General features: G+C 64.0%; 10 protein-coding genes. 4 read left to right on the plus strand and 6 right to left on the minus strand.

Going from position 1 to position 12,546, the window contains the following annotated elements; translation table 11 throughout:
* Positions 1-40: 40 nt before the first annotated feature.
* Genes ACWGKN_RS03445 through ACWGKN_RS03460 form a run of 4 tightly spaced genes read right to left on the minus strand, consistent with a single transcriptional unit; the run spans position 41 to position 5,337 of the window.
* Complete coding sequence (locus tag ACWGKN_RS03445; RefSeq protein ID WP_035231519.1) at positions 41-613, minus strand: manganese efflux pump MntP; 573 nt, start codon at positions 611-613, stop codon at positions 41-43.
* Between the two features lie 46 nt (positions 614-659).
* Complete coding sequence (locus tag ACWGKN_RS03450; protein ID WP_035231517.1) at positions 660-1,712, minus strand: 2-oxoacid:ferredoxin oxidoreductase subunit beta; 1,053 nt, start codon at positions 1,710-1,712, stop codon at positions 660-662.
* The gene (locus tag ACWGKN_RS03455; RefSeq protein ID WP_424253307.1) at positions 1,709-3,562 is read right to left on the minus strand and encodes a 2-oxoacid:acceptor oxidoreductase subunit alpha; all 1,854 of its coding nucleotides are present in this window, start codon (positions 3,560-3,562) and stop codon (positions 1,709-1,711) included. Before ACWGKN_RS03455 ends, ACWGKN_RS03450 begins: the two co-directional genes overlap by 4 nt.
* Positions 3,559-5,337, minus strand: coding sequence for an FAD-dependent oxidoreductase (locus ACWGKN_RS03460; protein ID WP_035231515.1), 1,779 nt, complete (start codon positions 5,335-5,337; stop codon positions 3,559-3,561). Before ACWGKN_RS03460 ends, ACWGKN_RS03455 begins: the two co-directional genes overlap by 4 nt.
* Before the next feature lie 239 nt (positions 5,338-5,576).
* On the opposite strand from ACWGKN_RS03460, the gene ACWGKN_RS03465 reads away from it, so the two are divergent.
* Positions 5,577-6,191 carry a hypothetical protein gene (locus ACWGKN_RS03465; protein WP_452094694.1) on the plus strand — a complete coding sequence of 205 codons (615 nt, stop codon included), beginning with the start codon at positions 5,577-5,579 and terminating at the stop codon, positions 6,189-6,191.
* On the opposite strand, the gene yedF is transcribed toward ACWGKN_RS03465, so the two are convergent.
* Together yedF and ilvD are read right to left on the minus strand one after the other, a co-directional pair.
* The gene (yedF, locus tag ACWGKN_RS03470) at positions 6,175-6,786 is read right to left on the minus strand and encodes a sulfurtransferase-like selenium metabolism protein YedF (RefSeq protein WP_452094695.1); all 612 of its coding nucleotides are present in this window, start codon (positions 6,784-6,786) and stop codon (positions 6,175-6,177) included. The genes ACWGKN_RS03465 and yedF overlap by 17 nt on opposite strands.
* Positions 6,787-6,789: 3 nt before the next feature.
* Positions 6,790-8,625, minus strand: coding sequence for a dihydroxy-acid dehydratase (gene ilvD / locus ACWGKN_RS03475; protein WP_035231509.1), 1,836 nt, complete (start codon positions 8,623-8,625; stop codon positions 6,790-6,792).
* Positions 8,626-8,773: 148 nt separating this feature from the next.
* Here ilvD and ACWGKN_RS03480 point away from each other — a divergent pair, with 148 nt between their 5' ends.
* The 3 genes from ACWGKN_RS03480 to ACWGKN_RS03490 all read left to right on the plus strand — a co-directional run bounded on the left by ACWGKN_RS03480 (position 8,774) and on the right by ACWGKN_RS03490 (position 12,447).
* Positions 8,774-9,952 (plus strand): type IV pilus twitching motility protein PilT, encoded by a 1,179-nt coding sequence (locus ACWGKN_RS03480; RefSeq protein ID WP_452094696.1) that lies wholly within the window; start codon positions 8,774-8,776, stop codon positions 9,950-9,952.
* A gap of 64 nt (positions 9,953-10,016) precedes the next feature.
* Positions 10,017-10,697 (plus strand): hypothetical protein, encoded by a 681-nt coding sequence (locus tag ACWGKN_RS03485; protein WP_035231504.1) that lies wholly within the window; start codon positions 10,017-10,019, stop codon positions 10,695-10,697.
* Positions 10,698-10,881: 184 nt separating this feature from the next.
* Positions 10,882-12,447 carry a DEAD/DEAH box helicase gene (locus ACWGKN_RS03490; RefSeq protein ID WP_452094697.1) on the plus strand — a complete coding sequence of 522 codons (1,566 nt, stop codon included), beginning with the start codon at positions 10,882-10,884 and terminating at the stop codon, positions 12,445-12,447.
* Positions 12,448-12,546 lie beyond the last annotated feature (99 nt).

Here is a 12,546-nt window from a genome sequence, read left to right on the forward strand (position 1 = left end):
ATTGCATTACGGATCGGTGTGCCGTTGTCGCCGGGCGGGTTCAGAACACCCCGTGGTCGTGGAGGATATTGACGCCGATGGCGAGCAGGACCAGGCCGCCGAGGATTTCGGCGTAGCTGCTCAACCGTTTGAAATTGGCCACCCGGTTGCCGAGGTAGAGACCGCTGACGGTGAAGACGGCGGCCACCAGACCGATGACCAGCGCCGGGGTGGCAATCGCCAGGTTGAGGAGCGACATGGAAAAACCGACCGCCAGGGCATCGATGCTGGTCGCCACCGACAGGACCACCAGGGTCAGGCCGCGGGTGGCATCCTTCCCGGCCCCGTTCTCCTCTTCGTCGCCGAAAAAGGCCTCCCGCAGCATATTGCCGCCGACGAGTGTCAGCAGGGCGAAGGCGATCCAGTGGTCGTAGTCCTGGATGTGGGACCGGACCGTCGTTCCGGCGGCCCAGCCGATCACCGGCATCATCGCCTGAAACAGACCGAAGTGCCAGGCGAGGCGGAAGACCTGACGATAGTGGATCGATTTGAGGCTGATGCCGACGGCGATGGCGACGGCGAAGGCGTCCATCGCCAGGGCGACGGCGATGCCGATGAGGGTGAGAAGAGACATGCAGAGCGGTTTATGTAATGGTATGGATTGGTTACTGGGAAGATCCTCAGCGAAAATGACCGTTGACCTCGTCGAGGGCGGCGGCGCCGGGGCAGAGGTCCTCCCGGGACAGTTGGTTGAGCGGGGTCAGCGAGGTCTTGAGGATGGCGTGGGTGTCCTCGCTCTCCGGGTCGAGGAAGAGGATGCCGGTCAGCAGCCGGCCCTGCTCCCGCTCGGCCTCGAGCAGGTCGAGGGCATGGCGGCGGCTGGTGACATCGATACCGCTGACGCTCTTGTGCAGGGTGATGACGCTGCCGTCGTGCATGGTGACGGCCTGGGTGGCGCCCTCGTCGTATTCGACGACGATCTCCTGGCGCAGCGGGATGAAGTCGAAGGTGCCGGTGGCCTCGATATGATCGCGGACGTACTGGTAGCTCTTGGTCGACCCAGAGGTGTTGTTGAAGGTGACGCAGGGGGAGATGACATCGATCAGGGCGATGCCCTGGTGCAGCAGGGCCGCTTTCAGCAGCGGCACCAGCTGCTGCTTGTCGCCGGAAAAGCCCCTGGCGACGAAGCCGGCGCCGAGCTGGATCGCCATCTCGCACAGGTCGATCGATTCGAAGGGGTTGGGGATCCCCTTCTTGCTCTTGGAACCACGGTCGGCGGTGGCCGAGTCCTGGCCCTTGGTCAGGCCGTAGCAGCCGTTGTTCATCACCACGTAGGTCAGGTTGAGATCGCGCCGCAGGACGTGAATGAACTGGCCCATGCCGATCGAGGCGGTGTCGCCGTCGCCCGAGACCCCGAGGTAGACGAGGTCGCGGTTGGCCATGTTGGCGCCGGTGGCGATCGACGGCATCCGCCCGTGCACCGAGTTGAACCCGTGCGAGCGGCCGAGATAATAGGCCGGGGTCTTCGACGAGCAGCCGATGCCGGACATCTTGACTACCTTGTGCGGTTCGAGCGGGATCTCGAAGCAGGCCTGGATGATGGCGTTGCTGATCGAATCGTGGCCGCAGCCGGCGCAGAGGGTGGAGATCGCCCCCTCGTAGTCCTTTCTGGTATAGCCGAGGGCGTTGGTCGGCTGGCTGGGGTGGCGGAAACTGGGGCGGACAAAGGTCATGGTCTCTCTCCTCGGTTGGCGTTGCCGTCACCGGCCGTCGCCGGTCTCGACAGCAGGGACCTGATCTGGTTGACGATGGTGGCGGCGGTGATCGGCAGGCCGTCGAAATTGACGACCGACTGCAGCTTGGCGGGCGGGAAATTGCCCTCGTTGAGCAGCAGCAGGCGCATCTGGCCGTCGCGGTTCTGCTCGATGACCAGAATCCGCTCGTGACGGTCGATGAACGCCGCCACCTCCGGCCCGAAGGGGAAGGCCTTGAGGCGCAGCATGTTGATCGCCAGACCCTCGGCGGCAAGAATATCGATCGCCTCGGCGGCGGCGGGGGTAGTGGTGCCGTAGAATACGGCGCCGATCGCGGCGGCGGCGTCGCGGATCGTTGCCTGCGCGGCCGGCATCAGGCGCTTGGCCGTTTCCCACTTGCGTGCCAGTCGCTCCATGCCCCGGCGGTAGATGGTGTTGTCCTCGGTGTAGGCCGAATACTCGTTATGCGAGGTGCCGCGGGTGAAATAGGCCCCCTTGCCCGGATGGGTGCCGGGATACGTGCGGTAGCAGATGGCGTCGCCGTCGACATCGAGATAGCGGCCCCACTGCGTTTTCAGGGCATCGAGGGCGGCGGCGTCGAGGACCTTGCCACGATCGTAGCGGCGGTTGTCGTCCCAGACCAGCGGGGCGCTGAGATGATCGTTCATGCCGAGATCGAGATCGCTCATGACGATGATCGGGGTCTGCAGCCGGTCGGCGAGGTCGAAGGCGTCGACGGCCATCTCGAAGCATTCTTTCGGGTCGCCGGGAAAGAGCAGGACGTGTCTGGTGTCGCCATGCGAGGCGTAGGCGGCGTCGAGAATATCGGACTGCTGGGTGCGGGTCGGCATCCCGGTGCTCGGGCCGGCGCGCTGGACATCCATCAGCACCACCGGGATCTCGGCGTAGTAGGCGAGCCCCAGGAACTCGGCCATCAGTGACAGTCCCGGACCGGAGGTGGCGGTGAAGCCCCGCGCCCCGTTCCACGAGGCGCCGATGGCGATGCCGATCGCCGCCAGTTCGTCCTCGGCCTGGATGACGGCGAAGCGTTTGCGGCCGGTCTCCGGTTCGATCCGATAACGGTTGGCGTAGCGCTCGAAGGCCTCGACGATGGTGGTCGAGGGGGTGATCGGATACCAGCCGGCCACCGTCGCCCCGGCGTAGATGGCACCGAGGGCGAGGGCGCTGTTGCCGTCCATCAGGATCGTCTCGCCGCGCGCCGGCAGCGGTTCGACCCGCAGGCCGCAGGCGCCGTCGAAGTGGTCGCGGACGTAGGTGGAGCCGATCTCCAGGGCCAGCAGGTTCGATTCGGCCAGCTGCGGTTTCTTGGCGAACTGGCTGCTGATCGCCGCGGTCAGCACTGCATGGTCGATGGCGAGCAGGCGGGCCAGGGCGCCGATGTAGATGATGTTTTTCAGCAACTGGCGCAGCCGGGGATCGGTGAAGGCATCGTTGCAGAGCTGGGTCAGCGGGATGGCGATGATGGTGAGATCGTCGCGCCGGCAGTCGTCGGGCAGCCGCTTGGTCGAATCGTAGAGGAAATAACCTCCCGGCAGGACTTCGTTATAGTCCTGGACCAGGGTCTGGCCGTTGACGGCCACCGTCAGGTCGATGCCGCCGCGGCGGGCGAGCCAGCCGCGGCCGCTGACCCGGACCTCGTACCAGGTCGGCAGTCCCTGGATATTCGAGGGGAAGATGTTCTTCGGGGTGACCGGCACGCCCATCCGGTAGATCGCCATGGCGAAGAGGTTGTTGGCGCTGGCCGAACCCGTGCCGTTGACGTTGGCGAAACGGACGACGAAATCGTTGATTTTTTCAATCCTGCTCATACATCCTCCGCCTGGGCCTCGTGATAGGTGAATTTCGACATCTCCCATGACGCGGTCGGGCAGCGTTCGGCGCACAGGCCGCAGTGCAGGCAGACGTTTTCGTCCTTGACCATGACCCGGCCGGTGGGCAGCACCGGCGAGACGTAGAGGGTCTGCTCGCGGTTGTCGGCGGGGATCTGGAGGCGGCGGCGGAGATCGTCCTCGTCGCCGCCTGCGATGAAGTTGATGCAGGTCACCGGACAGATGTCGGTGCAGGCGTCGCACTCGATACAGGTCTGGGCGATGAAGATCGTCTGCACATCGCAGTTGAGGCAGCGCCTCGATTCCAGTTGGCCCCGATCCCGGTCGAATCCCAGTTCCACCTCGAGCAGCCGGTCCTTCAGGGACTTGACCTTTTCGACGGTCGGGACGATCTGGCGCTCGTCGTCGGTGACATGGCTGTCGTAGATCCAATCGTGGTATCCCATCTTCTGGCCGGTCAGGTTGACCCGCGGGTGCGGCCGCTGATGGAGGTCGCGGCCCTCGCACAAAAGGTGGATCGAGATCGCCGCCCGGTGTCCCTGGGCGACGGCGGTAATGACGTTTTTGGGGCCGAAGGCGGCGTCGCCGCCGAAGAAGACCCGGGGCAGTGTCGATTGGTGGGTGATCTCGTCGAGCACCGGCAGACCGTTGCGGCCGAAGGCGATGCCGATGTCCCGCTCGATCCATGGAAAGGCGTTCTGCTGGCCGACCGCCAGCAGGACCTCGTCGCAGGGCAGAAAGACCGGGGCCTCGCCGGTTGGGAGCAGCCGGCGCCGGCCCTGATCGTCCACCCGGCCCTCGACCCGCTCGAACAGCATGCCGGCCAGGCGGCCGTCCTTGATGACGAACTCCAGGGGGGAGAGCTGGTCGTGGATCGGGATGTCCTCGTGCAGGGCGTCCTCGATCTCCCACGGCGAGGCCTTCATCTCGGCCCGCGGGCTGCGGACCACGACCTTGACCTTCTCGCCGCCCAGTCGCCGGGCGGTGCGGCAGCAGTCCATGGCGGTGTTGCCGCCGCCGATGACCAGGACCCGTGTGCCGATCCGGTGGACATGGCGGTAGAGCACCGCCGCCAGCCAGTCGATGCCGATGTGGATGAAGGGGTCCCCCTCCCGGCGGCCGGGCAGGTCGGCCAGGTCGCGGCCGCGGGGGGCGCCGGTGCCGACGAAGATCGCGTCGTAGCCCTGGCCGAGCATCTTCTTCATGCTGCCGACGTAGTGATCGAAATGACAGGTGACGCCCATGTCGAGGATCTGGTTGACCTCCTCGTCGAGAACCTCCTTGGGGAGCCGGAAGGAGGGGACCTGGGTGCGGATGAAGCCGCCGGCGGCGCTCTGGTTGTCGAAGAGGTCGACCTGGTAGCCGAGCGGCAGCAGGTCGCGGGCGACCGTCAGCGATGCCGGGCCGCCGCCGATCAGGGCGATCCGGCGGCCGTTCTTCGCCGCCGGGGCGACCGGCAGGCGGGCCTTGATCGATTCCTTGTAGTCTGCCGCCACCCGCTTGAGGCGGCAGATGGCCACCGGTTCCTTTTCCACCCGGCCGCGACGGCAGGCCGGCTCGCAGGGGCGGTCGCAGATCCGCCCGAGGATGCCGGGAAAGACGTTGGAAATCCAGTTGACCATATAGGCGTCATCGTAGCGGCCTTCGGTGATCAGGCGGATATACTCGGGCACCTGGGTGTGGGCCGGACAGGCATATTGGCAGTCGATAACGTGATGGAAATATTCCGGGTTTTCAGTTTTTGTCGGTTTCACAGGGTCATCCCTTCACTGGAGAACGAGAGGCGGTCTGTATTGAGCATGGGATATTGTATTCGATTTGCAGCCGGAATACCTCAAGGAATTTGGGGCTTGGGAGGATGGCGGTTCATGCCGCCGGCAGTGTGGAGACGAGTCGAGGTTAATGGTAGTATAAACAAAATGTGTCTGTCAATCCTCCGTCGGCCAATCCAGGATATGGCGGGACGGCATCAAGCCCGATAAAGGAAAATGCGATGCGCATCCTGGTAGCGGCCGATATCTTCGGCACGACCGAGCCCCTGAGGACGATCGCCGCTCAATGCAACGAGTGGGGACATCAAGCGGAGATCATCGGTCCGTATGCCGATGCCGCCTGGTTTGACGATGAGGGACGGGCCTATGGGTTCTTCCTGGGCCAGGGCGGCGTTGCCGCCTATGCCGACAAGGTGCGGGGGCACCTGGAAGGGCGGGCGGACATGCCCGTCTGCATCGGTTTCAGCGCCGGGGCCGCGGCCCTGTGGCAGGTGGTTGCCGCTGCCGGCGAGGCCGTGCCACTCGCCGTCGGCTTTTACGGCGGCCAGATCCGGCATGCCGTGACGGCCGCTCCCCGCTGCCCTTGTCTGCTGATCTTCCCGGAGGATGAGCCGCATTTCTCGGTGCCGGGGCTGATCAGCCGGCTGCAGGGCAGACCGGGGGTGCACTGTGCCGCCGTTCCCTGGCGGCACGGGTATATGAACCGGCTGTCGGTGAATTTTGACCGGGGAGGGTACGACCGGACCATGACCTGGCTGGAATGGCTGCTCAACCGGCCAGGTCGGGCGGGACTTGGCGAGGACGTCTTCCGGGACCTGCTCAATACGGGCTCATGATCCGGCCGGCGGTGGCCATGGTGTTGACGATGTCGAACATATTGGTGATTCTCCCGACCTTCAGCTCCTTTTCCAGGTGGAAGTACTCGAGGCAGGTACCGCAGGCCCAGATTTCGACCCCGCGTTTCTCCATCTCGATCACCGCCTCGACCGCCTTGTTGTCGGTGGCGACGATCTTCACTCCGCCGTTGTAGAAGAAGATTTTGCTCGGCAGCGGCGACAGCTCCCCGAGGGTCTTGACGTAGTTCTGGAGCAGGGCCCAACCCAGTTCCTCGCTGCCCCGGCCCATCGAATCGGCCGGGATGATGCACACCGGGCCGATGGCGGCCGGGGTGCAGGTGAAGGCGGCGGGGTCGACCTCGGCGGAGGGTGCTTTCGTCTCGACACCGCTGATCTCGACCCGGAACTGGCCGTCGGGAAGGACCGTGACGGCGGTGGTGCAGCCCTGGCTGCGGGCGAAGCGCTCGACGTTGTCTTTCGAGCCCTCGTTGTCGATGATGACCGCCAGCCCCTCCGGCGCCCCGGCCTCCATGGCCTTCCTGGTCTGCAGGACCGGTTCGGGGCAGTTCAGGCCCCGGCAATCGATAATCTTCATGGTTCAATTCTCTGGTAAAATACGGACCGCCCCCTTGTCCGCCGACGCCGCGAACAGGGCATAGGCCATCAGGGCCTTGGAGATCGTACGGTTGCGGTCGGCCGGGGTGTAGGCCCGGCGATCTTTCTGTTCTTCTTCCTGCCGGCGGGCGACGAGAACATCCGCTGCGACCCTGACGTTGATCGTCCGTTGCGGGATGTCGATGTCGATGAGGTCGCCGTCCTGCACCAGGGCGATCGCCCCTCCCGCCGCCGCTTCCGGCGACACGTGGCCGATCGACAGGCCGGAGGTACCGCCCGAGAAACGGCCGTCGGTGACCAGGGCGCAGGCTTTGCCGAGATGGACCGATTTGAGGTAGGAGGTCGGGTAGAGCATCTCCTGCATCCCCGGTCCGCCCTTCGGTCCCTCGTAGCGGATGATCACCACATCGCCGGCGGTGATGCCGCCGCCGAGAATGGCGTCGCAGGCGGCCTCCTGGGAGTCGAAGACCCGGGCCGTGCCGCTGAAGACGAAGATCGAGGGGTCGACCCCGGCGGTCTTGACGATGCAGCCGCGCTCGGCGATGTTGCCGAACAGCACCGCCAGGCCGCCGTCCCGGCTGTAGCAGTGGGGAAGGTCGCGGATGCAGCCGCCTTCGCGATCGCGATCGGCCTCGGGGTAGCGGTTGTCCTGGGAACCGAGAGTCAGGTTGATCCGGCCGCCGGGGGCGCCGCGGTAGAGGGTGTCCGCCGCCTCGCTGTGCGAGGGCCGCATGATGTCCCAGGTGTTCAGGGTGGCCGCCAGTGTCGGGCTGTCGACCCGGGACACGTTCGTGTCGAGGAGTCCGGCCCGGTCGAGTTCGCCGAGGATGGCCATGATGCCGCCGGCCCGGTTGACGTCCTCCATGTGGAAGTGAGAGGTCGGGGCGACCTTGCAGAGGTTGGGCACCCGCCGCGACAGCTGGTCGATGTCCTGCATGGTGAAATCGACGCCGGCCTCCTGGGCGATCGCCAGCAGGTGGAGGACGGTGTTCGACGACCCCCCCATGGCGATGTCGAGCGCCATGGCGTTGAGGAAGGCGGCGCGGCTGGCGATGGTCCGCGGCAGGACCGAGGCGTCCTCGTCGTCGTACCAGGCCCGGGCCATCTCGACGATGCGTCCGGCGGCCGTGCGGAACAGGCGGCGGCGGTCGGCGTGGGTCGCCAGCACCGTCCCGTTGCCCGGCAGGGCCAGGCCCAGGGCCTCGTTGAGGCAGTTCATCGAGTTGGCGGTGAACATCCCCGAGCAGCAGCCGCAGGTCGGACAGGCGCAACGCTCGACCCGCTCGACCGTCGCGTCGTCGATGTTGCGGTCGGCGGCCATGACCATCGCATCGATCAGGTCGTAGCGCTTGTCGCCGTCGACGCCGGCCTCCATCGGCCCGCCGGAGACGAAGATGGCCGGGATGTCGAGGCGCATCGCCGCCATCAGCATCCCGGGGGTGATCTTGTCGCAGTTGCTGATGCAGATCATCGCGTCGACGGTGTGGGCGTTGCACATGTACTCGACGCTGTCGGCGATCAGCTCGCGCGACGGCAGGGAATAGAGCATCCCGTCATGGCCCATGGCGATGCCGTCGTCGATGGCGATGGTGTTGAATTCGGCGGCGAAACAGCCGTGTTGGGCGACGATCTTCTTCAGCTCCTGGCCGATGTCATGCAGGTGAACGTGACCCGGGACGAACTGGGTGAAGGAATTGACGATGGCGATGACCGGTTGGCCGATCTGGTCCTCGGTCATGCCGTTGGCCCGCCACAGACTGCGGGCGCCGGCCATCCTCCGGCCCTGGGTGGTGGTGGCGCTGCGGAGTGGAATTGCCATGCTGGACTCCCTGTGCGGTCTGCCGATCCGGTCGTGATTTCGGCCGGAAACAGCAGAAAATAAATGAACATGCGGTATATTTCTTGTTTCTTTGTCCGCAATATACTATGAAAATTAGTGGTATTGCACATTTTTTCAGGAGGCGGCGATGAAAAAGACAGAAATCGATTACTGGATTACCGCGATGCTCGAGTCCCACGGCAACGTGTCCGACCTCAACATCACGGTGGGAAAAACCCTGCAGGTCGAGTCGGCGGGCCAACTGGTCCCGGTGGCGGTCGAGCCGCCGGTGCGCGAACTCACCCCGTTCCAGACCGAGACCTTTGCCCTCAACCTGATCGGCAACAACAAACGGCTGCTGACCGACCTGGTGGAGCACGGGTCGTGCGACCTGCCGTATGCGCTGGGCAACAAGGCGCGCTTCCGGGTCAACATCTTCAGCCAGAAGGGCTACTACACCACCGTCCTGCGCAAGCTCGAATCCGAGATCCCGACCATCGAGAACATGAATTTCCCGCCGGCATTCGACAAGATGGCGCGGGAGATCAACGGCCTGATCCTGTTCACCGGCGCCACCGGCACCGGCAAGACGACGTCGCTGGCGGCGCTGCTCGACCGGATCAACCAGGAGCGGGCCGTGCACGTGGTGACGCTCGAGGATCCGATCGAGTACGTCCATCCCCAGCGCAAGGCGACCTTCAACCAGCGCGAGCTGGGCAGCGACTTCAGCGCCTTCGCCGTCGGTCTGCGCGCCGCCCTGCGCCAGGCGCCGAAGGTCATCCTGGTCGGCGAGATGCGTGACCGCGAGACCATGGAGATAGCGATGACCGCGGCGGAGACCGGCCATCTGGTCCTCTCGACCCTGCATACCATCGATGCCGGCCAGACGATCAACCGTATCCTCAGCATGTTCCAGCAGGAGGAACAGCCGCAGATCCGCAACCGCCTGGTCGATACCATCCGCTGGATCGTCAGTCAGCGCCTGCTGCCGAAGGTCGGCGGCGGCCGGGTGGCGGCGATGGAGATCCTCTGCACCGGTCTGCGGGTTAAAGACCTCATCGTCAACGGCGAGACTGAAGAAAAGACGTTCTACAACATCGTCAGGGAAGGTTCGGCCCTCGACATGCGCACCTTTGACCAGCACATCCTCGAGTTGTACAGCCGGAACCTGGTGACCGAGCAGACCGCGATCACCTACTGTTCGCATCGCAACGAGATGAATCGCGGCCTCGACCGGGTGAAGGCGGAACGCGGCGAGGCGACCACGTCGCTGACCGGTCTGGCGATGGAGGAGGAAGAACAGCAGGCCGGCAGGTTTCGAAGGTAGATGGGGTTGAGCAGCTTATGGTAAACGAGGATGAAGTCCACAAGGGGCCGGAGGAGAGGGCGATATGAATGTGAACTGTCCGCACTGCGGAAAACAGATGAAACTCGGCGGCAAGATCCAGAGCGGCCTCGAGGCCCTGGCGCCGGGTCAGCAACTGCGAGTCAAGTGCATCCAATGCGCGCAACCGTTCGGTATCGATGCGTCGATGGCGGGGGCTTCGGTTCCGGTCAGTCAGAAAAAAACCGCCATCCGACCTCCTGATCCACCGGATATCTCCTGGCTCAAGGAAGGCGATTATGAAGAGACCGAAACGGTCGAGGAGGTGCCGCGGGCCCTGGTGCTGATGGCCGGCGTGCCGGCACGTGATATTGTCGTCGCCGATCTCGAAAAACTCGGCTACAAGGTGGAACTGGGGGAATCGGCCGAGGGTGGGATGACCAGGATGCAGTTCGTCAATTACGCCTCGGTGGTACTCCATTCACAGTTTGAAAAATCCGGACTCGAGGGGACGTTCCATAGTTATATGAGAACGATGAACATGGCGAAGAGGAGGTATATCTTCTATGTTCTGATCGGCAGCGAGTTCAACACCATGTATAATCTGCAGGCACTGGCCTGTTCGGCCAACCTCGTGGTCAACGACAAGGACATCCAGCGCTTTTCCCTGCTGCTGCGAAAGACGATCCCGGAATATGAGACACTTTTCGGCCCACTGATGGAGGAGTTGCGCCTGGCCGGGAGATAGCAGTCTCAATTGCGTTTTTTTCCACGGCTGGAGTCGATCTGAGGCGAATGAGCCTGACGACTTCGGCCGTTGCTCATTGATTGCCGAACTGTCTTTCCTGGCTCGGGCTGGTAAGGCCGGAGCAAAGGGGGATGGCCCCAGGGTGTGTCGCCCGAATTTCATTTTTTGGTAATAATCACCCGATATGATAAAAAAAATCATTCTCTCTGCGGGGAGAAAAATACGGAATCTGGCGCGGGCTGGCCGCCTGCAATCAAAGCGACTGTTTGGTCGCCGGCAGTCTGTCGAGAGACCGGCTGAAGATCTGTCGACCCTGACGGTTCCGGCCGGGCAGGTCGACCTGGACAATCAGCAGATCGAGAGGCAGGGTCGGCCGGGCCGGAGAAGGAAAAGACGGGCCGATCAACTGCCTGTGGCCGCCGAGACGGCGGTCGCCTGGACCATCGACCAGTTTGCAGTCGAGCCGATCGCCGGGCAGAGCCGGTTCCATGATTTCGATATCCCCCTCGAAGTCATGCACGGGATCGCCGAGCTCGATTTTCGTTACTGCACGCCGATCCAGGAGAAATCCCTGCCCGATGTGCTGGCCGGACATGACCTGATCGGCAAGGCCAACACCGGCACCGGCAAGAGTGCGGTGTTCCTCGTGGCCATTCTTGCCCGCCTGCTGCGGGACGGCCATGCGGGCGAGGGGAAGCGGCCGCGGGCGCTGGTGATCGCGCCGACCCGCGAGCTGGTGCTGCAGATCGCCAAGGACGGGGCGGCATTGGCAAAGTATACGGGACTCCGGGTCACCGCGGTATTTGGCGGGACGGACTACCAGGCCCAGATGAACGACCTGACGCGGGGGAGAACCGATATCGTCGTCGCGACCCCCGGCCGGCTCCTCGATTTCCTCGGCAAGGGCATTCTCTCCCTCGACGGCTGCGGGATCATGGTCATCGATGAGGCCGACCGCATGCTCGACATGGGCTTCATCCCCGATGTCCGCCGGATCATGGGCCGCATGCCGAAAAAGGAGGAGCGCCAGACCCTGCTCTTCTCGGCCACGGTGTCCGAAGACGTAAAGCACCTGGCATCACAGTGGTGCGTCCATCCGCGAACGGTCGAGGCAGAGGTCGAGCAGGTCGTCGTCGCCACGGTCGAGCAGATCGTTTACCTGGTTACGGCCGATGAAAAATATACCGTGCTGTACAACCTCATAGCCAGGCATCGGGACGAACGCATCATCGTCTTTACCAATATGAAGAACGAGGCCAAGCGGCTCAGCGACCGCCTGCAGCGCAATGGCGTCGAATGTCTGCTGTTGTCCGGCGAGGTGCCGCAGGTCAAGCGGACCAGCCGTCTGGAAAACTTCCGGACCGGTCGGACCAATGTCCTGGTGGCGACCGATGTTGCCGGTCGCGGCATTCATATCGAGGGGATCACCTACGTCGTCAACTATACCCTGCCGTATGAGCCGGAAGATTATGTCCACCGCATCGGCCGGACGGGGAGGGCCGGGGCGGTCGGCACCGCAGTCAGTTTTGCCTGTGAGGAAGGGGCGTTCTATCTTCCGGCCATCGAAGAGTATATCGGCAGGAAGCTGGAGTGCGTGATGCCCGACGAGTGGCTTCTCCAGCCGCCGCCCAAAGGCGCCGCGGCCCCTCGTCAGGAGCGGGGGGAACAGGCACCGCGCCGGCAGCCATCGGGCCGGAGAAGAAGACGGCCGGGTTCGCAGGGTGGCGCGTCCGGCAGCAGTTCGGCATAACGGTTCCTCGAAACCAGGCCTCGGCAATAGATGAGGGATTGGGCAAGTAGTACTTGTCTGCCGATGTTTTTTTTGGTATAAAATAGTGTTCCACTGTAG

It is taken from the genome of Desulfoprunum sp., from assembly GCF_053613775.1.

Excerpts from the sequence above, each read along its gene's own strand:
- ACWGKN_RS03445 (WP_035231519.1), bottom strand. The coding sequence starts at position 613 with ATGTCTCTTCTCACCCTCATCGGCATCGCCGTCGCCCTGGCGATGGAC.
- ACWGKN_RS03450 (WP_035231517.1), bottom strand. The coding sequence starts at position 1,712 with ATGACCTTTGTCCGCCCCAGTTTCCGCCACCCCAGCCAGCCGACCAAC.
- ACWGKN_RS03455 (WP_424253307.1), bottom strand. The coding sequence starts at position 3,562 with ATGAGCAGGATTGAAAAAATCAACGATTTCGTCGTCCGTTTCGCCAAC.
- ACWGKN_RS03465 (WP_452094694.1), top strand. The coding sequence starts at position 5,577 with ATGCGCATCCTGGTAGCGGCCGATATCTTCGGCACGACCGAGCCCCTG.
- yedF (WP_452094695.1), bottom strand. The coding sequence starts at position 6,786 with ATGAAGATTATCGATTGCCGGGGCCTGAACTGCCCCGAACCGGTCCTG.
- ilvD (WP_035231509.1), bottom strand. The coding sequence starts at position 8,625 with ATGGCAATTCCACTCCGCAGCGCCACCACCACCCAGGGCCGGAGGATG.
- ACWGKN_RS03480 (WP_452094696.1), top strand. The coding sequence starts at position 8,774 with ATGAAAAAGACAGAAATCGATTACTGGATTACCGCGATGCTCGAGTCC.
- ACWGKN_RS03485 (WP_035231504.1), top strand. The coding sequence starts at position 10,017 with ATGAATGTGAACTGTCCGCACTGCGGAAAACAGATGAAACTCGGCGGC.
- ACWGKN_RS03490 (WP_452094697.1), top strand. The coding sequence starts at position 10,882 with ATGATAAAAAAAATCATTCTCTCTGCGGGGAGAAAAATACGGAATCTG.